The sequence below is a fragment of the Limosilactobacillus reuteri genome (assembly GCF_013694365.1).
GTDB classification, from domain to species: domain Bacteria; phylum Bacillota; class Bacilli; order Lactobacillales; family Lactobacillaceae; genus Limosilactobacillus; species Limosilactobacillus reuteri_E.
The window spans coordinates 204717-226115 of record NZ_CP059275.1 but is presented as its reverse complement, the minus strand read 5'-3'; the positions used below and the strand labels follow the sequence as shown (position 1 = coordinate 226115).

The following is a 21399-nucleotide window of genomic DNA, read 5'->3' as shown; positions in this document are numbered from 1 at the left end:
TTCACTCATCTACTGCTTTACTTTCATTAAGTTTTCTCTGTCGTGATAGTACATAAGCCCACGATGCCAAATTGAATTTGCTGACTTCTGTGAAGAGATAGCCTCTTTAATCTCGTTTTCTGAATAGTCGCCAACCTCACCAAATACTTTTATAATCTCGATCACTACATCAGATTGATGTTCTGGTCGTAGAGTACCGTATTTAGCTATAAGCCTACGATTAACTAGGTCAAGTATTCCAGATGTTCTTAATTTATTGGCACTAATCTTTGAATCCTTGCCATATACCATTTTCCATGCTTCATTAAGCCTCTTGTTAAGAGTCCAATGTCCCAGTGGAGTTTCTTCATTGCTTATAAATTTTAATTTACGAAAAAGATAAGAATCTTGTGTTACAGGTATAAAATATTTGTCAGTTTGAGGACTAGCCCCTCCTGCATTCTTCACCTTGACTTCTTTTATCCCTAAATTTATCCACTCCATTTCTTTTGGAGTAAACTTAACAATTCTATCACCATATTTACCATGGACAGTTAATTCATTTCCGTTAAAGTCCTTTAGCTTAATGCGAGCGATTTCGCTATTTTCCGTTTCTCTGGCAAGATATACACCTTTAAAAAGAAGTAGAGCAATTAAGTTTTCTGGACTTGGCGATTTTGGCATAAAATTGTCCATAAGTTCATCATACGTAATCAGTTGTACTTTTCTAGGTTTCCATTTATTTGAGTGTAAAGCCCAATTGTCTTCAATCGCTATCTTCTTGTCATTGTATTTTGATAACAAATCGTTAATTGATCGCACTAAGGTACGACAATATCCTAATTTATTATCAACCGTCCTTTTATTAAGTTTCTTCTCTTCAAGCAAATATTCACGAAACTCTTTTATCTGAACTTTATTGAATTCCCAAAATGGAATCTTATACTTTTTTTCGATTATTTCCACATCGGTCAACGCAGCATTAGCACTTGCTGCACTTACTTCGTTGTGCCGTTCTGCATAGTAATACCATGCTAATTGTTTTATGTTATTCCCAATCTCATATTTAGGATTAAAAGACCTATATTTTTCAATTCGATATGTTCGGAGTTGAAGGCATTTATTTAACTCATCATTCATGAAGTTATTAAAAAACACGTGAAATATAATTTCAATTTGTTCTGAATTATAATCCACCGACAATAATAATTTACTAATTTCTTTCTGATCTCTCTCCCCTAGATCATTAATTATCCTATTAAGATTACCGATTCTATCTAAAAGTATCTTAGTTTCCATTTACTCATGAATCAATTCCCACCATTCATTTAATTGTCGATATGTATCTTGGAGTGAACCCGAGTTATCAATAACATAAATTTCGCCGAATGGATATGGTGCATTTAACTGTGTAACGAAGCGCTCAGGGAATTGTTTACGACCATAGTCCTGTAAGAAATCCATTTGTCGTTCGATATTCTTACCTAAATCTTCCTCGTTATAACCACCATCTCGATCTTTTAGTCTCTTTTTTGCAATTTCTGGGTCAGTATACACATATAACGGCTTAAACTCTTTTTCGATACAGTAGTGTGAATATTCTAATAATTTACGAATATCTGGAATTATTAATGGTACGTCAATACCGCCATATTTTTCGTCAAGTAGATTAATCCACGCTTCATGACCAAAAATACTTCTGATACTTTCTCCTAGATCCTGCAAATGATGACGCTGTACCTTATCCCCAGCAAATTGTTCAGCTAATTCATGAATAGGTTCCCCTAATGCGTGTTTAACAGCACGGCCGTTGAATAAATTATCTTTGATATAATTTGCTACTGTGTCTTTACCGGCACCACCACTAGAACCCATTTAGCCTTTGGCATTAACTAATTCCTCCTTGGAAATTTTCTTAAATTGTAATTGTTGTTTTTCAGGATCTGTATATGAGATTAGTATTACCCCATCATTTAACTCTTCAAAATTAAATTCTATTTCATTGTTTAATCCAGCATCTTTACGGATAACATCAAAGTTTGGAGCAATACTAATATAATCTGCGTCAATATCCACCTTGATGATTTCTCCGTCACTATCAGAGATCCTTTTTTGTTCGCCCTTTAAAAGGGAGATCAGTGTATTACTAAATTCTTCAAGACTTAATTGCTCACCTTTTTGTTCTTTGCTAACGTTATGGTCCTTAGCTTTATTTAAAGGTGACGTGCTTGCACCATTTTGTTCGTCATGGTCTTTCTCTTCAATTCTTGAGAATCCTGCGCGAATAACTCCAAATCCAGCCTCTTGTAATGCTTGGACTAACTTTTGGTACCTATCTTCTGCGATAGCATTCAGAAGTTCATTGTCGTTATCGACACCTAAATAGGCTTTAATACCAGGAATAGCTTCTGGAGTAAGAATTTTAGTTAAATCTAATCCAACTTCTATGTCGTATTTGTGTGTAAAATTACTCATTTATTCAAACAGACCGCCAAACATTGCGTCTGCATTGCCTTCTTCATCTTTATTATCGTCCTCGTTGAACACGCTAGTATTTTCTTCAATATCTTCATCATCTTCAACGACAATCAATGCTTCAGGCGAATACTTGTCTGCTAACATGAAATCGGACTTTTCACCATCAACGTTCATTAATGGCATCTTGAAAATGACCTTGTCAACACTGCGGTCACCAATTGTTTCTTCATTTTCAATTTGTTCTTCGGTCATAATACCAAGTTGAATCAATTCCATAACCTGCTTACTTCGTTGAATCTTACCCGTACTCTTTTCATAACCGTGAACAATATTATTCTTGAGACCAATTTCACGAACTACGCCTTTTTTGACTTTAAAAAGCGTTTCGATAGCTTTGGTCATCATATCTACTTTGTCTTCTGTAGTTTGAATAGTAAATTGTTGTGGGAAAGCAAGCGTCTTTTTAATTTCCTTGCCATTTTCCTTACCAACGTATTGTGGGACAAAGGCATTAACAACAATCTCGTTTCTTTCTTTTAATGTCTTTTCCCAATCTCTTGGCAACGCCGTACTTTCTAGCAAGTAGGTTTGACGCATTTCCGCCTTTTCTTCTACTTCCTCATTATCCTTACCGTCGTACAGGCCAATATTTGTGACATTGAAACTACGACTAATCTTTCCATCGTAACGTTGGTATTCAACGTTACCACTAACGTAAATTTCTTGGCCGTCATGTAAGTGTTCGTTCATGTAATTAATAGCATCTAGTTCAGATAAGAAACGTTTTCGGATTAACTTTCCTTTTTCGTCGCGTTCAAGAGCAACATTGATGAATGAGAATTCGGCAACATTTTTAAGAGCATCTTCGTTATCACGTAAATCCCAATCAAGCTCCATATGTTGATTAGTATCCTTGTTAAACACATGGACAACCGGCTTACGCTTTGAGTAGCCACCCATCATTTGTACATAAATAGAATTACTATCACCAATCTTAACTGGGAAGCCTACTCGTTTATATACCCAACCTGACTTAGATTCAGTAGTTTGTGCAGGGAATGTGTCGCTTGAAATAGAAGCTCGTCCTCGAGCAATAAAACGGGCAATTCCCGGCTTTAATTCTTTTTCTAACTTAGCCTTTGGCATTTAAGCTGCTACCGGTGTTTCGTCTAAAATTTTCACCTTTTGTTCATTCATATACTTAATAACCTTATTTTGTTGTTCTTTAGTTAATGCGCTTAAAGTCTTGCTTCCAGTCATCTCTTTAACTTTAGTAGCAAATTCTTGCTTCTTATCTTGACCTTCTAACAAAGATAAGAAATCTGCTACTTGATCTTCAAACGGCATTTCAGAAGTAATACTTTCTTCATATGCGACCTTGGCCTTTTTCTTATCCTTACTAAAGTCTTTAACAATAACATTCCCCTTGTTGTCATCTGCTTCTAAGCGTTTGGCCCAGTTGGCATACGAAGGATTTTCGATTTCGGTTCCCCGAGCATAGGTATCAGTACGGTCTTTTTCAACTACACCAAAGTACTTATTGTCACGAGTAAATAATCGAAGAACCACGTCGTAATCGAATGGCGCCTTCTTTGCCATATCCGGCTTCTCGCCAGTCTTAACACGGACACCGCTACCTGCATCTTTCATTACATCTGAAGCCTGAGCAATTGACACAATATTAATTCCTTGACTTGCTAATTTAAGTTTTAAGTTCTGCAAGCGACTTGCTAATTGCTTAATCTTTCCCCATGAACGTACAGACAAATTAGCATCAAGTACATCTTTTCCTTTACGAATTGCTCGTGACTCTTCAACTTCTTGAAGAGCTTCTTGAATGTTTTCGTAAATCTTAGTTTCTGAATCAATAATTAATGTCTTGAAGTCGTCCACATTTTCGTCTAATTCATCAATCAAATTAGCTAAATCATCAAAGGATTGAGAATCAACAATTCCTAATAAATTCTTAGCTCGTTCCGTTCCTTCGTACCACGCATACCCGTCTTCACTATCCATTGCAATGATTTCTGGGAATGAAAGACCGAAAACTGTTTTACCGACACCTGTCGGACCATATACTAAAATCTTTAAGCCCTTTTTTCGGCTATTAGGCTTTCGCAACATATCCAAATCTAACGCCATTTAGAGTTTAACCTTTCGAATTTCAAATTCATTTTGATTAACTAAAACTACGCCTTGAGAACGACTGGACTTCGCACCTATTTTTTTGCTATATTCATCCATTCCTTTGATCGATCCAAAAGTTGCTTGGAAACGATTATCGCCCACTTCTAATATTGAGAAACGATGTAAATGTCCTCCAAGAACTGCATCATAATGACGATCATATTGTTCTCCCAATTCAGCTAATGTAGTCTTCTTATTCAAACTGTTTCTATCACCATGTACAAACGCAAAATTCCAGCCTTGTACATTAATGTCTGTAAAATAGCTATCTGTATCAATAAATTCTACGTCTGATCCTGATAATTCAATCCACATCTTAATAATCTGATTGCTAATATTTACTGCATGATCAGAATTCAAGTTAGAATTCTTGTCACCTTGCATACGATCATGGTTCCCAGCAATTCCGCGATAAGTAATTAGCTCTACATGTTGTCGAATTCGTTGGATAAAATCAATAATTAATTTTGTTACATGAACGATTTGTTCAGATAAAGTTTCTTCTGAGTCGTATAGGTTCTGGTTACGCATGTAAGCATGTTCTACAATGTCCCCAAGATTAACAATATCAACGCTATAGACTTTATTTTCTTCGATAAGTTTAATGACTTTATCAGCATATTTAATTAATAAACCTTCAACCACTTGTGTATCATAATAGTTTTCTGGCATATCAACATATGCACCATAATGAATGTCGGATAAACAAACGATCATTGAGCTATTTGTATCCTGCCCAGCATCAGGAAGAATTACTGGATTTTCTGCTAAAACAAAATCGGTCTTTTCTAACGCCGACTTAATTTCATTAATGAACAACAGATCTTTATTAGTTTGACGAACTAATCGCCGAATTACCCGACCCTGCTCTTGTGTTTCCAACTTCTTACTATTCAATTGACCAATTGCATTCTGAATACTTTGCAACTTATTATCAGCAATCAAGTCCGCATGAGTAGTTGCATCTTTTAAACGGCCAGAATCTTTTTGAAAACGTTTAATAAGTCCACGATAGTTTTCGTTAGTATCACTATCATAGAACCCCTCTTGTTCCATCATTTAAATAAAATCAACCTTCCGTTTCCCAGAGCCTTTGCGCTTGTAGGCGACTGTAGGCTGCTCAACCTTCTTCTCTTCCTCTTTACTAATTTTTTCTACTTTTTTCCGCTCTTTATCCAAAGCGTCCAACCTTCTCTGGATAAAATTAATGTTATTTGTCACGATTTTCATGATGTAATTAATTTCATGTTCCTCGTTCTTAAATTCAACTGTTTTCTGTGCTTTTTTAATAGCGTCATAAGAATATAAAAGCGTATAGTAGATAGTTTTGAACGAGTATCCCTGCTTATTTCCACTAACATTCGTTGTCGAAGGCTTGAATTTACCCACTCTCAATCCCAAAAGGCGTTCAACGCAATATTCTGATAAGTTATTGCCAGCAGAAAGATTCAATATTTCTGACTTAAAATACCCATAAACTTGATCCCAATCACTTTTTTCTTGTTTTTTGAACTTGATATCCTTATGCTCTTTAAGATACTTAGGTAAGCAGTCAATATGGAATTTACGTTTATAATTTCTGCACCCTCTCTTAGTTTTTAGCGGGATTGGTTTGATTACCATATCCTCGTCATTCAATGGGTTAGCACAGTAATAACACTTTTGAACAGCCATCTAATTATTAATAACTTTCAACCCTACCAAACTTTTCTCTTCTGAAATAAATCTATCAACTTCGCTTAATCTAAACTGTTTGAATTGAGAATCAGCAAGATAACGCTCACGTAATTCATCAAAAAAGATTGTTACATTTTCAATTGCGCTCCCTGGCATTTCTCTTATAATCTTTAGAATCAATGGAAGCTTTAATTTTGATTTCAATAGACCTTGAAAGCCAAATGAAGCCATTAATACATGTTTATGCTCTTCGATTTTTTGATCTATCCACATGTGTTTATCTTTCATTTATTCTAAATCATTATTAATTTGTGTTTTTCCAACATCACGAATAAGATTAAGTCCACGATCAACCTCCAGAACAACCTGTCGATTAGTCTGACCTTGTCGGTTTTTATCCCAGAAAACAATCATGTAATCATTATCTTCGTCTAACATTTCTGAGTGTCCCTTTGAGTTAACTACCTTAATAGCATTCTTCCCACTCACCTCTGATTGAGAGGCCATACGTACTAAAATCAATGACGATACTACGTCGGTAATATTCTTCGCCATTCCAATCATGCTTTGATCCAAATAACGTGCTCGTCGATTAGTCTTGGTCATCTGCGTAGTAACCCAAACATGGACGTTCAAATTACTAGGCTTAATCACGTTATATAGCTTCACCATATTCTGTTGTAATTGTAGCCAAGAACTATCGTTAACCCGACTATATGTATCGTTATCCAATTTCAATGTATCAAGGATAAAATACCGTACATCATATAATCGAGCATACTTCTTAATAAGCCGAATTGTCTTTGCCATACTAAACTCATTCATATTAACAAAACGAACTAGACCTTCTGACACCTTTCTCAAATACCATTCTTTAGCCTCGTTTAAATATTCCCATTCTTCATCGGTAAAACTACCTCGTAAGAACCTATTCTTGTTAAACATGGCCCCCTTATGGCGAGCGTTAATATAAGCTGTTAGTAATCCTTGAACATATCGGCTTTTTTCTTCTTCGTTAGCGATAATTAAGACAGGTTCCTCGTTATTAATTGAACTTTGAATATGCAAAAGGGTAGTGAGAAACGTCTTCCCTACCCCCGAATTGGCAGCTAACATTGTAATATTTCCTAGTGCTAACCCGTTTTGAATTGAATCCATTAATGGACTTCCTAATGGTAGTCCTTGTGCAATACCCTCATCAGCCTCTTTAAGCATTTCATCAACATCATCAAACATTTCTTCAACTCGGTCATTTCCAAATTGAGAATCTACAAATGCCTCTGCTATAAGACCTTCTAATACTTCATTGAGGGTTTCCAAGTCCATTTCCTGGTATTTATCCCAGTTCTGCTTAATAGGAAATCCCATCTCAGTCAGTTTCATTAACGTTTTATAACGTTGCAATTCATTGTAATAACTATCGACATTTTCTTTTTCGACAATGGCAATACCCTTTTCAATGGTTTCATAACCACCAGCTTCTGAATATGCTTTTTGAATTTTCTCTTCTTTGGAATTTACGTAGGCACCTACGGATACTGCATCCAAAGTTTTAAGCCCACGATCCTCGACCATCTCTTTCAGCATATGATAGTAGAAACGCCACATCGAATTAGAAATATCGTTTGGATTTACAGGGTAATCAAAAAAGTAATTTGTATCACCGTAAAGAGAAAAAATTAATTGACTCTCGATGATACCTCTTTGAGTTTTCAGCTCTTTATAAAAGTCAGATTTTATAATGGTATTTTCTTGTTTTACCTTTTCTACCAATTACGCTACCTCCTCAAGATTGAATTCAGGGTGTTGTTTCTTCCAGACATCAGTCTTATATAAATGACGACCGTTTCGCATCGCTCTATGACCTTCAAGATTAACAAATGACCGTCTACTTAGTTCAGGTGCAACTCTTAAGCCATGAGAAATACTCTTAACGAATACCGGATTATCATTATTCTTATCAGTAATCACATAACCGACTTTCGCATAGTACGCAAGACGTTGTTTTCTTAGCAAGTCATACTTGACTAATAGATTGTGCATCTTACGTACCGATAATTCTAAGTCATCGGCAATTTCTTTAATCGTAACCAGTCCACGACTAATGCAATTGTTAAGCATTCTTTCTAGCCGATCATGACTATATTCGTCAAATAAATTATTTTCTTTAATATAATTGCGTATCCAAATTAAATCCGGGTTATTTTTGTCAGCTTTTCGTGACCAGCTCTCGCCAATCTTGTTATATGATTCCAAACGGTACAAATGATTGTAAAATTCGTCTGAGTATGTTTGCTTCATTTAATATTTCACCACCAGATCAAGTAATTCGAATTCGTCAGGATAATTATATGCATCTAATCTATTATTTGCTTCATAATAAATCAGAGTCTTACGGCCAGCCTCAATAAGTTTTTCTACATCTTCTTGCGTTAAATCAATATTATCTTTTAACTTCACATTAGAAGTTGTGTTTGTACGAACTAGTTCTTTTGATAATTCAGTCTTAGTTCTAAATGCTTCATCGGGTTTTGCTTTTAGTAAAAAACCAGTCATGTTGAAGTCGTTTTTTAACGTAAAAGTAAATGGCTTCTTGGTCACTTCCATTTATACTCTTTCATCATATTGCTTCTCCTCCCTCTTTAATAACAATCCTAGATTACTATGATGAACAGTCTCACCAGTTTTTTTAACAGTTGATTTAAGTGATTTTGTTGATGTAAGCAAGAAACAAAGCTCACTAGCTCGGGTCAAAGCCGTATATAATAATTCCCGATTATTTAGCATGTAATGAAATGGCAGCACCACAATCACACATGGAATAGTAGACCCTTGAGACTTATGAACTGTCATCGCGTACCCCAATTGGATAGTCTCAAGCTCCTTATCTCTAAGAAATACTTTACCGACCCCGTCGAAATCAATAACGGCCTCAACATGGCTAACGCCACCTTTGCTATTAAATTCAAGGTCTATACTTTCAATAATTCCTGTGTTCCCGTTGAAAATAGGGCGATACATCTGATGATTCTCTGCCGCTGTTGCTCGATAGTTATTTGACGTGTTAAGAACTTTATCGCCTTCACGTAGAATATAAGCATCAGCACTATTAGCTTTGACCTTGTACTGGTTCTTAGTAGGACTCTTAGGGTTAGCAATTGTTTGCGCTAAGTCATTAATACGAGTACAACCACTAACTGTCTGAGTGAGTATTTGAATATCGCTAACATCATACTTATTTAACGCCTGGGCAAAAATCCTATAAGCATCTGTGTTTAGCTTCTCTTCTTCTGCCGAATCTTCAAACACATAGCCTAGATCGTTCTTATTGCCTAGCATCGTCCAACTATCCTTAGGGCTTACTTTCGGCATCTTACCCATTCGATATTGTAATGAATGGGTGATAATTGCTGAATCCTGTGCTTGCCGGTGGATCTTAGTCAAAGAAACAGTAGGAACAATTTTAGAAGAAATGATATCTCTCATAACTCCGACCCCAATAGAATCTAATTGGGCGATATCACCGACCATAATAAATTTAGTGCCATCGCCCAGAGCATTAACTAGCGCCTCAAATAAGCTATCATTAACCATTGACACCTCATCTAAGATAACTACATCAACTGGCAATGGATTTTCTTCGTGTTCAAAACCGCCAAATGGATCACCAATTCCAAGTAAACGGTGAATTGTTTGCCCTCGTTTACCTGTTAGTTGAGTAAGATTATCAGCTGCCTTCCCAGACAATGCACAGGTAGCTACCTGGTAGTCATTCTCCTGTAATACTTTAATCACGGCATTTAAGGCGGTAGATTTACCAGTACCGGCTAATCCCTGTAACATTGATACATTTTTATCAAGCATCATATTAATTGCTTCGGTCTGTTCGTCTGAGTATTTCCAACCTTGTTCTTCTTGAATTCTGTCGATAATTTTATCGCGCTCTTTATACTCAAATTTATTTTTAGAGTGAAGTAATCTCAATAGATTCTTTGCAATAGATTTTTCGGTGTTATACAAATGCTTAGTAGCTACTCGTCTTACATCATCAGCTTCATAAATGACAAATTCGTCGCTGTCGTTAATCCATTGAAGTGTCTCTTCAACGTCACAATCAAACACTTCTTGGCGAAGATATTTCATCAAATCTATTTCTTTAGTCCAGGAACTTCCATCCATAGCTAACTTATCAAAGTAATCCTTTACGAAAGCATGGACACGACGTGGATCATTAGATGGAATACCAAAATTAAGCGCCTTTTCGTCTATAGTCTTAAAACCTACTCCTGGAACATCTATAAACTCATAGGGGTCTTTATTAAGCATTTCGATAGCACCTTCCACTGAGTGAACGTGGCGTACTAATTTCCGCGTCATGTTAGGGTTAAACCCCCACTTACCAAAAGCAACGTAGGCTTCGCTATAATCTTTTTGCTCTTCATAGGCGTTAATCAACTTGTCAGCACTAACAGGTCCAATGCCCTTGATAGACATCAATTCTTTTACCCTATGCTCTTGAAAAATAGGTCGAGGATCATCAAACTGAGCATTAACAAGTACCCCTTTGGGGGAGATATCAGTAAGGAATTGCCGGAAGTCTTCTCGAGACATACCTTCAATTGGATCTCGACGCTTGCTGCTAATGTATTGATATTGCGGACCATATTTTTCATCGTTAATAAATTCACCGCGAATAATATATTCGTTCTGAGGAATGAGTGACATCTCACCCTTGAACACTACATCGCCAAAAGAATTTTTAACAATATTCCCTTCTCGTACCTCTGACACCCTCATCGTAGCAATTTTGAATAATGAATCGTTGGCGGCAAACCTTATGCGCTGAATCGAACCTACAATTTCTATTTCGGCCATCTATTTAACTTCACTTATCTTGTATCCTTTATGTGTTTTTACTACGCCTTCAAGACAATTTTGAATCATTGCTTTATTTAATTTATTATCGGCAACAAACTTTTCGTATTCGTTAGAGTCTAACCAAAAGCTATATTCCTCATCGCCCTTTGAAAAACGAATTCTAGGAACTCTTTTTTCAACTACAGCTTTCTTTTTTATTGCTTTCTTCTTACCTAAATCCTCAACTGGAATACTTTCAAAGTCTTCTCCAGCTTGATTACGCAAATCTACATATTGAGTATTATCAACTTTATAAGCACGAATAACTCGCATGGATTCGCCGTTATACTCTTTCATCATTTAACTGATTTTTCCATTTAGTTCCTCCTTATTTGGTAATATATGAATTTTACTTACAACAATCTTTTTAGCAGGCAATCCAGTCATTTCACGCCCTGTTCTAACATTAATTGCATCAATAAACTGAACTGTTCCATTGTCACCTGCTACTTCCCACTGATTAGTAGGAATAATTTGAATTCCTTTATAGTAAAAATACATTTACTTGTTACCTGTTTGATCTACAATCACACCATTTGCACCTTGAACAGTAACGAAACCATGCTTAAGGTGTGCTTGTGCTTCCATGTATTGAATATTCTTATCAGTGATTGAATCAGAAATCTTCTTATTTGCCTTAGCTTCCCCTTCTGCACGTGCAATCTTTGCATTTGCATCAGCTTCGGCCTCGGTCTTCTTAGTCTTTGCTTCTAACTTAGCCCGTTCGTTATCTTGACTGGCCTTAATTAAATCATCAATTGATTTTTGAGTTTGAGCATCAACATCAGGAACGCCGAAACTTAAATCTTCAACAATAAATCCTTGGTCTTCAACTGACTTTTGGAAGTCCTTCAAAATGGCGCCTTGGACCTTAGCAGAGCCAGAACCCATTACATCAAGCAAGCTATACTTAGATAATTCATCACGACTAGCTTTTTGAAGCTTTTGATTAAGCCAACCATTTTCAATTGACTTAATATCTGCTGATCCAAATTTCTTATATACCTTAGTGGCTTTAGTTGGATCTACATGGTAAGCGTAAGTAATGTTAACGGTAGTCTTCTTCCCATCTTTAGTAGCAGACCCAACCTTTTGTTTAACAGTTTGACTGCGAATAGGGTACTGAGTAACCTTATCTAACCCAACGAATCGTACTCCCTGACCTAAACTTTCGTCACGAACCCCTCCCGACATCGAATAACGAATACCAACGTTACCATTATCAATCTTCTCAAAGAATCGGAAGCCACCAATCATGACACCCAACAATACAATAACTGTTCCAATAGACCATTTAACTGATTTTTCCATCTACATTCCCTCTTTCTTATCAGTAGCTTTCACTCGTTTATTTTCGAGCTGCTTATCCGAGTTATTACTCTTCTTATCAGATAGAAATAGAATACCAAAAATCAATATTCCGATGACAATAATCATCGTTAATGACTTAACAATAAAATACCCCATTTATTTCGCTGTTTTATGATGAAACCACGACACATTCTTATCAAAGAAAGCAAGCATATCATTTGTAAGATAGAGAATGTAGGTTACAAATAATACAAAGTTTGCATCTCCTTGTGCTGCTGTGACTCCCCATAAAATCACTGACATTAACCCTTGGATAGTCCAACAATAGTAACTTTCACTAAATCGCAACGTGGTTAATACTGCACCAGTAATACCAATAGAGGCAGCGATACTATCAATCCATGGACGTGGGCTAATAAAGATATGTGTATCCGAGTAGTACAGAATACCAGTCAACACAACAAAAAATACAATTACCAATACCCAATTAGTTAATCCACGGCCACGCTCATGTAAGAACCGTACCTTCTTATCAACGTCTTTAGCCCAACTAGGCATTAATAACACAGGCAAATCAAGTAGCAAAATATAAATAGCCTGTAATAACACATCATTGTAATTCTTTGCTTGAACTGCTACAACAATATAAATCAACGCTGATACAAGACCCAAAACCCCATTTAGAGGCTTAGTATTGGTGATTGACAGGGTACATGTAAATCCTAGTACACCTGCAAACATAGTTGCCATAGTAACAGGATTAAATACTCCACCACCAATAGTCATTCCTACAATTAAACCAATTCCAATAAGTAATAAACCATATGATCGGGTTGTCCACCCCTTCATTTGCTCTACATACCAGCTTGGCTTAAATACGTTATACCATGCAATCTTTTCAATAGCGTTATCCATTTAATCAATGCTTTGTCCATAATAACTAGATATCTCCTTAATATTATTTGGTTTAAATCCTGACCAAGCGTCTCCTACGCCTTCTTCGTCCAGCCATTCTACTACGGGAAAACTGTGCCACCCCTGTTTACGTAAAACTTCTAACATAGGACTATCTTGAAGAATTACCACTTCTTTATAATCTACGCCTAAATCATTAAATAATTTCTTGGTCATCATGCAAGCCGGACAACTTTCTTTTGTATAAATCTTTACTTTAATCATTCAAATAAAAGTTACTTTACCTTTTTGATCGCTATTAGAGAGATAATATACAACAATATCTTCCATAGTCCATTGCGCTTTAGGATTACCCTTTGTTAAAAGTTCATAACGATCCTTAGGATATTCAAACGTGTCTTTCGAATGTTTCTTATAGTAATCAAGTACAAAGTTACGAAAACCATCTGCACCATTCTCTTTGTTAAACATTTCTTTTTCAAACAATTTAATCAATGCTTTGTCCATTGTTTCGAGCGAGACTTGAACTCGCAACCCTCGGTTTAGAAGACCGATGCTCTATCCAGTTAAGCTACCGAAACTTTCGGTAATGGGAATCGAACCACATATCTACACCGCACAATGTTGCTCTACCATTGAGCTATGCCGAACACCTAGAGAGGGATTTGAACCCCCGAACCCGAAGGAACGGTTTTGGAGACCGTCGCGTTTGACCAGACTTCGCTATCTAGGTTTAAATGACTTGCAATCTTATGTTTGTATTATTCAGGGTGTAGATTACCAGATCACCCGAACCCGCAACCTGAGAATTAAACTCAGCAGTAACTTGGGCAATATCTGCATCACAGGTAGTCGCACACGCAACCATCTGCGAATATCGGATTCGAACCGATGACACAAGGTTTAACAGACCTCTGCTCTAACCAACTGAGCTAATTCGCATACTCCAGGCTGGATTTGAACCAAAGCGACCTCACAATTATAAGTTGTGCACTCTAACCTGACTGAGTTACTGGAGTTAACACATAAGGGATTTGAACCCTCGCACTTTCACGCTTTACATGAACGCTCTACCAGACTGAGCTAATGTGTTTGAGGTAGATGGGAATCGAACCCACATCCTAGCATGATCTACCAATTGAACTACTACCTCTTAAGCCGCCTCCTTGGTATTAGTATCATATTCACCTTCATGATTAGTCAGCTTTAAATCAGTTAAAGAATCAACTAATTCTGAATACTTAGTCTTATCAATAGATCCCACTTCTAATAACTTGTCATAGATTTGCTGTAAGACAGTCTTTCTATCGTCAAGGTTCTCCATGAAGTCATACTTATCACCATCTATAACTAATAATGGAGATATATCGTACTCTTTTTCCCACTTATCATAGTAGGTGAGCAAATTCTTATAATATTCTTCTAATGAAGGATCGTTTTCAATTTGTTCAAATTCTCGCCCTCGTTTTGTAATTCGCTTAATCATAGTGTTATATGATACATGAATCATAACCATTAAATCTGGAGCCTTTTTACCAGGACTAAATAGTGGATATTCTTCCATCATGTTCTCAAGTAATTTTTCATATACCTCAAGTTCAACCTGCGTTGCGTTTCCCATATCAACATTCATTTGCATGAATAAATGATCTTCATAGATTGATCTGTCCAGGACATTATTATCTTGTTGCATTGCCTGTTTAATCATCTTGAAACGACGATTTAGAAAAAATGTTTGTAGTAAATAAGCATATGGATTTGTTGCATCTTTAATACCAGCTGCTCGTTTTTTAGCTGCAATTTCATTACCCTTATAAAATAAAGGCAATACTGGATTATCACTAACTGGCTCATAGAAAGGTTTTGTTCCTAATTCATTGGATAAAATCTGTGTTAATGAGCTCTTACCTGCGCCGATCGCAGCTCCAAGGGTAATCAATTAGCCTGCTACCTCCACTGGTTCAATCGCCTTTACCCATTCTGGTGCTTCTTCAATATCTTTGGCGGTGACCACACGTTCATCCATAATTCCCCCAGCACCAAAAACATGACAAATAGTCCAAATACCACGCCTGTTCTTATACGCATAGCCTTGAGTAGTTTCTCCAGGACATCCATGTTCTTCTGTACCTTCCATAGGTAAAATGTATTTTTTATTAGGGTCAATAAGCGATTCAGAATCCCAAGATATTGTTAACTTCATTCTTTCATCATCTGGATCACTATTAACTGCGCCTAGGGTTACCGCATACTCATCTTTCATAACCAATTGATTAAATACATAATCAGCCTCTTCAAATCCATCGATAATTTGTTCTGTTTCAAAACGGCCTAGTGATACGTTAGCGTGAATAGCACCATATACCCTTTTTAATGTCTCTTTATAAGCATTCTCTTTCTGTTTCGTTGCTCGTAAATTCGCTTCTTTTGCAGTAATTCGATTAAGTGGATCATGCACTATAGTTTCCATTTAATTCTCCGCCTTTACTGGTTCAATAATTACTCTATCCCAGTCAATCGCTAAATCTTTTCGTTTCTTAAATTCATTGATTTCTGATTGAGTGAAGTGAGTTTGAAAATGTTCTGACTCATCATCGGTATCTAATGTATACCTTTGTTCATCGGCCTCAAAGTTGATGTACCCTTTATTATTTGGAAGCACTTGAACAGTATATTTAATCTTATTCATTGCTAATCTAAGGCGTTTATTCAGACTATCTCTATACATTGCCATACCAACCATTTGATTAGCCAACAACATTTGATTAATGGTTGAAATGCTTAAGAAATCATCACTATCAACGAATTCTTGTAGTTTTTTCATCTTATTTTCTAATTCAAATAATTCAACATTTAATTTTTCAGCATTGATCTCTTTATTGGTCATTTACATTCTCATTATGTTATTCAACATCATTGGCGTTGTTGTAATACTGTTTAAGTCATCAAGTTTGCAAGTAAATGATCCATCATTCCCAAAGTCAATCATGCATACTCCCTTAATTGGTTCGGTAATATTCTCAACTTTACCCGGAAATGACATAAGCGCTTGATGTTTCAAGCTAATTGTTGTTAGCCAGGCAATGCTTCCTGTTGGTACTGGTCTCCCTCGAAATGTCTTCATTTAACCCTCCGCAATCCTTTGTTTGGCCTCAGAAATAACCTGCATACTTCCGTCCAGTGTTCGCCTAATTTCATTGAATTCTTTCAACAACTGTTCCCAAGCAACATCAGCAAAACGGTGATTAACATGAGGACTCTTCATTCGTTCACAATAATCCATCATCGCTTGAATATTGTCGTAGATTTTACCGGCAGTTCGAACTTTCTTCTGCTTTACTAACAAATCTAATGCTTCATTAATAGCTGATTTAACTTCTGGATTGGTGTTCACCTTGAATCCATTGTCGTCATGCTCATTCTCTGAATAAACAGTAATAACCTGCTTTTGGCGTGTATCAATGATAAACACAATATCGTGTAGTCGATACTTTTCACGATTATTATTCTGCTTCTCAACGAATTCTCCTTGTGATAATAAACGACTCATCCAACCATCAAATTCAGTTTTAGTGATATTGAATCTTGTTAAGATTCGTTCTTTAGCATGTTCTGTTACTTTATAAAGCGGAAAGTTCTTAACTCCCATTTATATAATCATTGTTGGTTTATCAAACATGGACGTTTTAATCAATTCCGCAGAAGCTACTTCCCGCTCATAAGCGAGTCTTTCACCACGTAGCCCAGGCAAAACATTATGGACAGCGGTATTAATAGCCTCTTCTTCTGAATGAGCTGCTACTAGTCCTAGATAATATGTTCCAATTACGACCCTATATAAATGCACTCAATCATTAAAATTCACCGTTCTATCCTTATCTAAGTACACCAAACGAGGCTTAACAGAAATATCAGTTGCCCCTTCGTCACGCTGTTTTAAAACAAAAGCCCAGGCATCTATTTCTTCTGAAAAGACATCAGTCTCACGTAATGGACCATAATCATCATGAGTTGTGTATTCAGCAATATACACAACTGGGAGACCACTGAAAGTATTAACTTCAATGTTTTCTCGTGGGTCTTTGCCCTTGTCTTTCTTGTGTCGTTCTGACCAATGGTCTAGCACCATTTCAATAGCCCTTATTTGTTCAGAACTAAGTACAAGCTCATCTACGGTGCTTGGGTAACGAATATTATTGTTTCTAAACACCTCAACAACGTTCCGCACTTCATTATTATTTTCGTCAAAATACATACCAGTCATTTAAAATGGCATGAAAGACATAATGCCATAAATGCCCAAAATAATAGGCGCTGATAGCATTACAACACTTTCAGCATTACTCTTTGCATGATTTTCTGATCCGTTATCAACTATTCTTACAGTGAGATACATCGTCACTTCAATTACGAACGTTGTAATAACTGGAATTAATAAGTGGTCAATCATTTAAGCTGCATCTTTCTTAACCTTTACAAATTTATCCTGAATCGCTGACCCTTCATATATTGTTTCATCATACTCAAATTCGTTTCTATACATTTCAACATTCTCTACAACTTTTTCTGCTTCAGATAAGTATCGGTTGTACCTATTAAGTTGATATCTACGAATATCAATTGTGTCATGATCAAACCAATAACGCTCATCATTATTAGTGGCTTCTGCTTCCTTGTCAGCATAGCTTAGCGCTAATTTATATGAATCAGTTACCCCAACCACATATTCTGCATAATCGCTATACCAACCACTAGCGTGAACTACTACATAAATATCTTTTGTTTTCATTCATTCTTCATACCTTAGTCCCGCTTTAATAGATTGCTCAATGCCGTAATTACTTAGGTCCAACTTACGTACTCGTTTATATTTACCACACTTACAACATTGATAGATTTCTGACATGTTACTACCGTCCCAGTAGGGGTAATAGATGTCATCTAACCACCTATAATCATGTTTACAAAATAATTGTTTAAGCTGCATTTAGAATACCTTCCCATCGTAAGGCTTAAACATAACATCATGGAAATCAAAATCTCTTGCTTCGCTTAATGTAATAATTCGAGTATTGCCACACCCGACCATCAAATTAAGCGGAATATCTTTTTCATCATCAGGAATGATCAAAATATTTGGCTTGTGCAAAGCATAAAGTACCCCTTGTTCATACATCTGACCAACGTCTGGTTTACTTGGCATAAATAATCCAATACCCATTTCCATGCCATACATTGCGTGCATATCCATTTGGTATGTATTCTGTTGCCATTCACGGTCTCCCATTACTTCTGGGTGTTCATTTACATCAATGTCATTGTATTGATGGCTTAATGGGTGGTGACTGTATTGCAATGAAACTGATGGATTTTGGCCTAATGCTTCTAATCCTTTTTCCATAAAATCAATTTCTTCTGGACTGAACCACGAGCATTGAATATATGCGCGGACTGCCGAAACGCCATTATGAACTACTACATCTTCATATTTGCGCCCTGCTAATTCAACGGAGCCGTTTTGTACTGGCAATCCTCCAGCAATAGCCTCCAAGAATAATTTACTTATTTCTGGTTGATGTGTGTTTTCTTGTGCCATTCAAGCGGCATCTTTCTCATCTTTTGACGTCTCTTCAGGTTTAACAGTGAGAATAATTACTTTGCGAAGATCAATTCCAACGCCAACCCCATCATTAATTGCGTACTGGAAAATACCTTTTGAATCAAGGTTCTTATGAGCAACTACCCATGCAACATTCTCTTTACTTTGATGTGATAGATCGTATTCAGCGCCGTTTTCAAAAACTAAATGAATGGTGAAGAGCTGTTCGTTATCAAAATCGGAATAGTAACCAATAATGCGTTGTTCCGAAGCTTCAAAAGGTGATAATTCTTCTTTGTCCTCTGGTTCTTCTACGGCTACTTTTTCTGCCTTCTTATGAAATAATCCCATCTACCAATTTGCTTGAATGATTAAGAAAACTAGTGTAAAAACTACCCCTACAAGAAAAATGCCTATAATAACAATTCCAAGTTTTTCGTCTTTATCAGACATTCGGTTATTAGAATTCTCATGCTCTTCTTCGTCATGTTCCATATTATCTGGATTCAATGGCGAGGCAGGATTGGCAGGATTGAGTGGGCTAGCTGGATTTGCCGGGTTACTTGGATTAGTTAGGTTTGTTGGACTAGACGGTGACATCATATCAGCATGAATTGTTGAACCTAAACAAAAAGAAAAGCCAATAATGGCCAAAATTACTATTAAAGGTGTAACTTTTTTCTTCAACTACCGTCTTATTACTTCGCCATCTACAATAATCTTGTAATGGTCATCGTCAGTATATAATCGAATAATCCCATCAGATACTTCAAGGCGAACACCATTCATATTAACGATACTGCTACCACAGGAATGGTATTGGTTTAAGTTTTTGCCAGTACCCATGTTAATTGAAATGGCTTCTTGATCTAATACGTTTTTGATTTTTCTAAATAAGTTTTTCAATTATGCCACCGCCCAATTAAAAATCCTTACGTCATCTTTAATCTTATTAAGTTCTTTACGCATTCTCTTTTTATAAAACTCAGTTGCCTGTATACCATCTAAGTAATCTTCAGCTTCTTTGATAGTATCAAATAAATCATATTCGCATTTCATTAATGCAGTACTCTCGATAAAGGTTTCATATTCTAACGAATTATCCGTGTTAATTACATACCAAAAATCTCTATTGATTAAACTAGCCTCAGTTGGTTGAACAAATGCTATTTTCATCTAACTCATTTCCTTGACTAGAAAGCCAGTCGCAACAATAATTGGGACAATAATAAATAGGCTGATACCACCATATGCAACAGTAGATACGCCTAAAAATGCCAACATCACTAATAATGAAATAATTGCTGTGTAACTCATTCACCGTCCATTCTTTATAATGCCCAAATACTCTAAGAATACGTTCCTAACGAAATCTGGGACGCTATTCCAGTCAATTGCCGGCCGAATTAGAACATCATCATTTTCTAAAACAGTGACCTCAACTTGACCTCTCGACATCTGTTCGATACGTTCTTTAAATTCTGTTGCTAACAATCATGCCGCCTGCTCCATTTTAGTCAACTTAGTTCTCATCATTGCGGCTGCATGGCAATAAATTTCATAACAAGAATCATCTTTTTCAAAGATTAATGCTTCGTTTAGATTTGGCGTTAAATATACCTCATTAACCTCAATGTCAGAAGCCCTCATGCCAAATCTACTCGTTAGTTGCTTACCATCAACTCCACTTACATATAGCTGCCCCACTTTGATTAAATAAAATGTCTCTTTTATAAGGATCACTCATATGAGTGGCATAGAATTCATATTTGAAATCGTAGTATTCATGCTTTGGATTGCAACCAAATTGTCCGATCCATTGTCACCATTGTTATTATCATGATGGATTTCATTTAGAATCTGGCGAATAGCCTCATCTAAGTTACCATCCATGATCATACTGGTTCGAACATTTGATATTTCTTTGTCTTGGCTAAAGAGCAAAACAGAAATCAAATTATCATGATATTTATTCCCATATTTAAGCAATAGTTCCTTGAGCTTCTCTTTTTCTTCCCAGTTTTCACCTTTTGAAGAAGATCTGAAAGAAGAAAAAATAGCATATGAAACACCGATTAAATATACCACGAGAAGCAATACTAGTACCCACAAAGAAATTAGTGAAACCCATTCAGCACCATCGCTCGGAGGTTCCAACCCCAAAAAGAATATATCTCGAATTAATTTCATTTATTTACGCGGATGCGTGTAGCAAATAGTGAGTGCAATAATGCTTACGACCACTACAAAAGTGATCAAGGTAGCATATTGTACACCTGGGGTTAGTCCTTGCATGGCCCAGATAACTTTCCATAAGCTATCAAAGGGGTTCATGT

General features: G+C 36.4%; 37 protein-coding genes and 7 tRNA genes. All 44 read right to left on the bottom strand.

The window, feature by feature from the left end; genetic code table 11:
- Positions 1 to 9: 9 nt before the first annotated feature.
- The 44 genes from HHK02_RS01360 to HHK02_RS01145 all read right to left on the bottom strand — a co-directional run bounded on the left by HHK02_RS01360 (position 10) and on the right by HHK02_RS01145 (position 21253).
- A complete protein-coding gene (locus tag HHK02_RS01360; protein WP_181462643.1) occupies positions 10 to 1278 on the bottom strand; it encodes a hypothetical protein in 1269 nt (422 codons plus the stop codon).
- The gene (locus tag HHK02_RS01355; protein WP_181462642.1) at positions 1279 to 1854 is read right to left on the bottom strand and encodes a dephospho-CoA kinase; all 576 of its coding nucleotides are present in this window, start codon (positions 1852 to 1854) and stop codon (positions 1279 to 1281) included.
- Complete coding sequence (locus HHK02_RS01350) at positions 1855 to 2454, bottom strand: hypothetical protein (protein WP_181462641.1); 600 nt, start codon at positions 2452 to 2454, stop codon at positions 1855 to 1857. It abuts the gene before it with no gap.
- The gene (locus HHK02_RS01345; RefSeq protein WP_181462640.1) at positions 2455 to 3603 is read right to left on the bottom strand and encodes a hypothetical protein; all 1149 of its coding nucleotides are present in this window, start codon (positions 3601 to 3603) and stop codon (positions 2455 to 2457) included.
- Complete coding sequence (locus tag HHK02_RS01340; protein ID WP_181462639.1) at positions 3604 to 4599, bottom strand: AAA family ATPase; 996 nt, start codon at positions 4597 to 4599, stop codon at positions 3604 to 3606.
- On the bottom strand, positions 4600 to 5703 hold the full coding sequence (locus HHK02_RS01335) for a metallophosphoesterase (RefSeq protein WP_231124890.1): 1104 nt from the start codon (positions 5701 to 5703) through the stop codon (positions 4600 to 4602).
- On the bottom strand, positions 5704 to 6318 hold the full coding sequence (locus HHK02_RS01330) for a hypothetical protein (protein WP_181462638.1): 615 nt from the start codon (positions 6316 to 6318) through the stop codon (positions 5704 to 5706).
- Positions 6319 to 6609, bottom strand: a complete 291-nt coding sequence (locus HHK02_RS01325) for a hypothetical protein (RefSeq protein ID WP_181462637.1) — start codon at positions 6607 to 6609, stop codon at positions 6319 to 6321.
- On the bottom strand, positions 6610 to 8094 hold the full coding sequence (locus HHK02_RS01320) for a DnaB-like helicase C-terminal domain-containing protein (protein WP_181462636.1): 1485 nt from the start codon (positions 8092 to 8094) through the stop codon (positions 6610 to 6612). It lies immediately after the preceding gene.
- On the bottom strand, positions 8095 to 8622 hold the full coding sequence (locus HHK02_RS01315) for a hypothetical protein (RefSeq protein WP_181462635.1): 528 nt from the start codon (positions 8620 to 8622) through the stop codon (positions 8095 to 8097). It abuts the gene before it with no gap.
- Positions 8623 to 8928 carry a hypothetical protein gene (locus tag HHK02_RS01310; RefSeq protein ID WP_181462634.1) on the bottom strand — a complete coding sequence of 102 codons (306 nt, stop codon included), beginning with the start codon at positions 8926 to 8928 and terminating at the stop codon, positions 8623 to 8625.
- On the bottom strand, positions 8929 to 11196 hold the full coding sequence (locus HHK02_RS01305; RefSeq protein WP_181462633.1) for an AAA family ATPase: 2268 nt from the start codon (positions 11194 to 11196) through the stop codon (positions 8929 to 8931).
- The gene (locus HHK02_RS01300) at positions 11197 to 11538 is read right to left on the bottom strand and encodes a hypothetical protein (RefSeq protein WP_231124889.1); all 342 of its coding nucleotides are present in this window, start codon (positions 11536 to 11538) and stop codon (positions 11197 to 11199) included. It lies immediately after the preceding gene.
- Positions 11539 to 11739, bottom strand: a complete 201-nt coding sequence (locus HHK02_RS01295; protein WP_181462632.1) for a hypothetical protein — start codon at positions 11737 to 11739, stop codon at positions 11539 to 11541.
- Positions 11740 to 12549, bottom strand: a complete 810-nt coding sequence (locus HHK02_RS01290) for a prohibitin family protein (RefSeq protein ID WP_181462631.1) — start codon at positions 12547 to 12549, stop codon at positions 11740 to 11742.
- Positions 12550 to 12705 (bottom strand): hypothetical protein, encoded by a 156-nt coding sequence (locus HHK02_RS01285; protein ID WP_181462630.1) that lies wholly within the window; start codon positions 12703 to 12705, stop codon positions 12550 to 12552.
- A complete protein-coding gene (gene pnuC / locus HHK02_RS01280) occupies positions 12706 to 13464 on the bottom strand; it encodes a nicotinamide riboside transporter PnuC (RefSeq protein WP_065869168.1) in 759 nt (252 codons plus the stop codon).
- Positions 13465 to 13728: a glutaredoxin domain-containing protein gene (locus HHK02_RS01275; RefSeq protein WP_181462629.1), complete on the bottom strand. Its 264-nt coding sequence runs from the start codon at positions 13726 to 13728 to the stop codon at positions 13465 to 13467. It abuts the gene before it with no gap.
- Positions 13729 to 13998 (bottom strand): hypothetical protein, encoded by a 270-nt coding sequence (locus HHK02_RS01270; RefSeq protein ID WP_231124888.1) that lies wholly within the window; start codon positions 13996 to 13998, stop codon positions 13729 to 13731. It lies immediately after the preceding gene.
- Positions 13972 to 14045, bottom strand: a tRNA-Arg gene (locus HHK02_RS01265). Before HHK02_RS01265 ends, HHK02_RS01270 begins: the two co-directional genes overlap by 27 nt.
- A tRNA-OTHER gene (locus HHK02_RS01260) sits at positions 14046 to 14114 on the bottom strand. It abuts the tRNA gene before it with no gap.
- A tRNA-Trp gene (locus tag HHK02_RS01255) sits at positions 14115 to 14197 on the bottom strand.
- Positions 14198 to 14332: 135 nt separating this feature from the next.
- Positions 14333 to 14406 (bottom strand) — tRNA-Asn (locus HHK02_RS01250).
- Positions 14407 to 14483, bottom strand: a tRNA-Ile gene (locus HHK02_RS01245).
- Positions 14484 to 14557: transfer RNA gene (locus HHK02_RS01240), tRNA-Leu, on the bottom strand.
- A tRNA-OTHER gene (locus HHK02_RS01235) sits at positions 14558 to 14617 on the bottom strand.
- Positions 14618 to 15403: a deoxynucleoside kinase gene (locus HHK02_RS01230; RefSeq protein WP_181462628.1), complete on the bottom strand. Its 786-nt coding sequence runs from the start codon at positions 15401 to 15403 to the stop codon at positions 14618 to 14620.
- Positions 15404 to 15934 (bottom strand): hypothetical protein, encoded by a 531-nt coding sequence (locus tag HHK02_RS01225; protein ID WP_181462627.1) that lies wholly within the window; start codon positions 15932 to 15934, stop codon positions 15404 to 15406.
- A complete protein-coding gene (locus HHK02_RS01220; RefSeq protein WP_181462626.1) occupies positions 15935 to 16351 on the bottom strand; it encodes a crAss001_48 related protein in 417 nt (138 codons plus the stop codon).
- Positions 16352 to 16588 carry a hypothetical protein gene (locus tag HHK02_RS01215; protein ID WP_003676567.1) on the bottom strand — a complete coding sequence of 79 codons (237 nt, stop codon included), beginning with the start codon at positions 16586 to 16588 and terminating at the stop codon, positions 16352 to 16354.
- Positions 16589 to 17113: a hypothetical protein gene (locus tag HHK02_RS01210; protein WP_181462625.1), complete on the bottom strand. Its 525-nt coding sequence runs from the start codon at positions 17111 to 17113 to the stop codon at positions 16589 to 16591.
- Positions 17114 to 17311: a hypothetical protein gene (locus tag HHK02_RS01205; protein WP_181462624.1), complete on the bottom strand. Its 198-nt coding sequence runs from the start codon at positions 17309 to 17311 to the stop codon at positions 17114 to 17116. It lies immediately after the preceding gene.
- Entirely contained in the window at positions 17312 to 17728 is a 417-nt protein-coding gene (locus HHK02_RS01200) for a hypothetical protein (protein ID WP_231124887.1), read from the bottom strand.
- Positions 17729 to 17914, bottom strand: coding sequence for a hypothetical protein (locus HHK02_RS01195; protein WP_181462623.1), 186 nt, complete (start codon positions 17912 to 17914; stop codon positions 17729 to 17731).
- Positions 17915 to 18253 (bottom strand): hypothetical protein, encoded by a 339-nt coding sequence (locus HHK02_RS01190; RefSeq protein WP_181462622.1) that lies wholly within the window; start codon positions 18251 to 18253, stop codon positions 17915 to 17917.
- A gap of 198 nt (positions 18254 to 18451) precedes the next feature.
- Complete coding sequence (locus tag HHK02_RS01185) at positions 18452 to 19060, bottom strand: nucleoside 2-deoxyribosyltransferase (RefSeq protein ID WP_181462621.1); 609 nt, start codon at positions 19058 to 19060, stop codon at positions 18452 to 18454.
- On the bottom strand, positions 19061 to 19414 hold the full coding sequence (locus HHK02_RS01180) for a hypothetical protein (protein ID WP_181462620.1): 354 nt from the start codon (positions 19412 to 19414) through the stop codon (positions 19061 to 19063).
- Positions 19415 to 19750: a hypothetical protein gene (locus HHK02_RS01175; protein ID WP_181462922.1), complete on the bottom strand. Its 336-nt coding sequence runs from the start codon at positions 19748 to 19750 to the stop codon at positions 19415 to 19417.
- Positions 19751 to 19969, bottom strand: coding sequence for a hypothetical protein (locus HHK02_RS01170; protein WP_079376266.1), 219 nt, complete (start codon positions 19967 to 19969; stop codon positions 19751 to 19753).
- Complete coding sequence (locus HHK02_RS01165; RefSeq protein ID WP_109885195.1) at positions 19970 to 20239, bottom strand: hypothetical protein; 270 nt, start codon at positions 20237 to 20239, stop codon at positions 19970 to 19972.
- The gene (locus tag HHK02_RS01160) at positions 20240 to 20380 is read right to left on the bottom strand and encodes a hypothetical protein (protein WP_181462619.1); all 141 of its coding nucleotides are present in this window, start codon (positions 20378 to 20380) and stop codon (positions 20240 to 20242) included.
- Entirely contained in the window at positions 20381 to 20557 is a 177-nt protein-coding gene (locus HHK02_RS01155) for a hypothetical protein (protein WP_181462618.1), read from the bottom strand.
- On the bottom strand, positions 20558 to 20806 hold the full coding sequence (locus HHK02_RS01150; protein WP_181462617.1) for a hypothetical protein: 249 nt from the start codon (positions 20804 to 20806) through the stop codon (positions 20558 to 20560).
- Positions 20807 to 21253, bottom strand: a complete 447-nt coding sequence (locus tag HHK02_RS01145; RefSeq protein ID WP_181462616.1) for a hypothetical protein — start codon at positions 21251 to 21253, stop codon at positions 20807 to 20809.
- Between the last annotated feature and the right edge of the window lie 146 nt (positions 21254 to 21399).

Bases quoted from the DNA above. Each gene is read 5' to 3' on its own strand.
- HHK02_RS01275 (WP_181462629.1), bottom strand. From the start codon at position 13,728: ATGATTAAAGTAAAGATTTATACAAAAGAAAGTTGTCCGGCTTGCATG.
- HHK02_RS01215 (WP_003676567.1), bottom strand. From the start codon at position 16,588: ATGAAGACATTTCGAGGGAGACCAGTACCAACAGGAAGCATTGCCTGG.
- HHK02_RS01160 (WP_181462619.1), bottom strand. From the start codon at position 20,380: ATGAGTTACACAGCAATTATTTCATTATTAGTGATGTTGGCATTTTTA.
- HHK02_RS01225 (WP_181462627.1), bottom strand. From the start codon at position 15,934: ATGGAAACTATAGTGCATGATCCACTTAATCGAATTACTGCAAAAGAA.
- HHK02_RS01345 (WP_181462640.1), bottom strand. From the start codon at position 3,603: ATGCCAAAGGCTAAGTTAGAAAAAGAATTAAAGCCGGGAATTGCCCGT.
- HHK02_RS01330 (WP_181462638.1), bottom strand. From the start codon at position 6,318: ATGGCTGTTCAAAAGTGTTATTACTGTGCTAACCCATTGAATGACGAG.
- HHK02_RS01325 (WP_181462637.1), bottom strand. From the start codon at position 6,609: ATGAAAGATAAACACATGTGGATAGATCAAAAAATCGAAGAGCATAAA.
- HHK02_RS01200 (WP_231124887.1), bottom strand. From the start codon at position 17,728: ATGACTGGTATGTATTTTGACGAAAATAATAATGAAGTGCGGAACGTT.
- HHK02_RS01165 (WP_109885195.1), bottom strand. From the start codon at position 20,239: ATGAAAATAGCATTTGTTCAACCAACTGAGGCTAGTTTAATCAATAGA.
- HHK02_RS01350 (WP_181462641.1), bottom strand. From the start codon at position 2,454: ATGAGTAATTTTACACACAAATACGACATAGAAGTTGGATTAGATTTA.
- HHK02_RS01210 (WP_181462625.1), bottom strand. From the start codon at position 17,113: ATGGGAGTTAAGAACTTTCCGCTTTATAAAGTAACAGAACATGCTAAA.
- HHK02_RS01145 (WP_181462616.1), bottom strand. From the start codon at position 21,253: ATGAAATTAATTCGAGATATATTCTTTTTGGGGTTGGAACCTCCGAGC.
- HHK02_RS01180 (WP_181462620.1), bottom strand. From the start codon at position 19,414: ATGGGATTATTTCATAAGAAGGCAGAAAAAGTAGCCGTAGAAGAACCA.
- HHK02_RS01190 (WP_181462622.1), bottom strand. From the start codon at position 18,253: ATGAAAACAAAAGATATTTATGTAGTAGTTCACGCTAGTGGTTGGTAT.
- HHK02_RS01300 (WP_231124889.1), bottom strand. From the start codon at position 11,538: ATGATGAAAGAGTATAACGGCGAATCCATGCGAGTTATTCGTGCTTAT.
- HHK02_RS01310 (WP_181462634.1), bottom strand. From the start codon at position 8,928: ATGGAAGTGACCAAGAAGCCATTTACTTTTACGTTAAAAAACGACTTC.
- HHK02_RS01295 (WP_181462632.1), bottom strand. From the start codon at position 11,739: ATGTATTTTTACTATAAAGGAATTCAAATTATTCCTACTAATCAGTGG.
- HHK02_RS01315 (WP_181462635.1), bottom strand. From the start codon at position 8,622: ATGAAGCAAACATACTCAGACGAATTTTACAATCATTTGTACCGTTTG.
- pnuC (WP_065869168.1), bottom strand. From the start codon at position 13,464: ATGGATAACGCTATTGAAAAGATTGCATGGTATAACGTATTTAAGCCA.
- HHK02_RS01220 (WP_181462626.1), bottom strand. From the start codon at position 16,351: ATGACCAATAAAGAGATCAATGCTGAAAAATTAAATGTTGAATTATTT.
- HHK02_RS01305 (WP_181462633.1), bottom strand. From the start codon at position 11,196: ATGGCCGAAATAGAAATTGTAGGTTCGATTCAGCGCATAAGGTTTGCC.
- HHK02_RS01355 (WP_181462642.1), bottom strand. From the start codon at position 1,854: ATGGGTTCTAGTGGTGGTGCCGGTAAAGACACAGTAGCAAATTATATC.
- HHK02_RS01285 (WP_181462630.1), bottom strand. From the start codon at position 12,705: ATGGGGTATTTTATTGTTAAGTCATTAACGATGATTATTGTCATCGGA.
- HHK02_RS01185 (WP_181462621.1), bottom strand. From the start codon at position 19,060: ATGGCACAAGAAAACACACATCAACCAGAAATAAGTAAATTATTCTTG.
- HHK02_RS01290 (WP_181462631.1), bottom strand. From the start codon at position 12,549: ATGGAAAAATCAGTTAAATGGTCTATTGGAACAGTTATTGTATTGTTG.
- HHK02_RS01335 (WP_231124890.1), bottom strand. From the start codon at position 5,703: ATGATGGAACAAGAGGGGTTCTATGATAGTGATACTAACGAAAACTAT.
- HHK02_RS01195 (WP_181462623.1), bottom strand. From the start codon at position 17,914: ATGATTGACCACTTATTAATTCCAGTTATTACAACGTTCGTAATTGAA.
- HHK02_RS01360 (WP_181462643.1), bottom strand. From the start codon at position 1,278: ATGGAAACTAAGATACTTTTAGATAGAATCGGTAATCTTAATAGGATA.
- HHK02_RS01340 (WP_181462639.1), bottom strand. From the start codon at position 4,599: ATGGCGTTAGATTTGGATATGTTGCGAAAGCCTAATAGCCGAAAAAAG.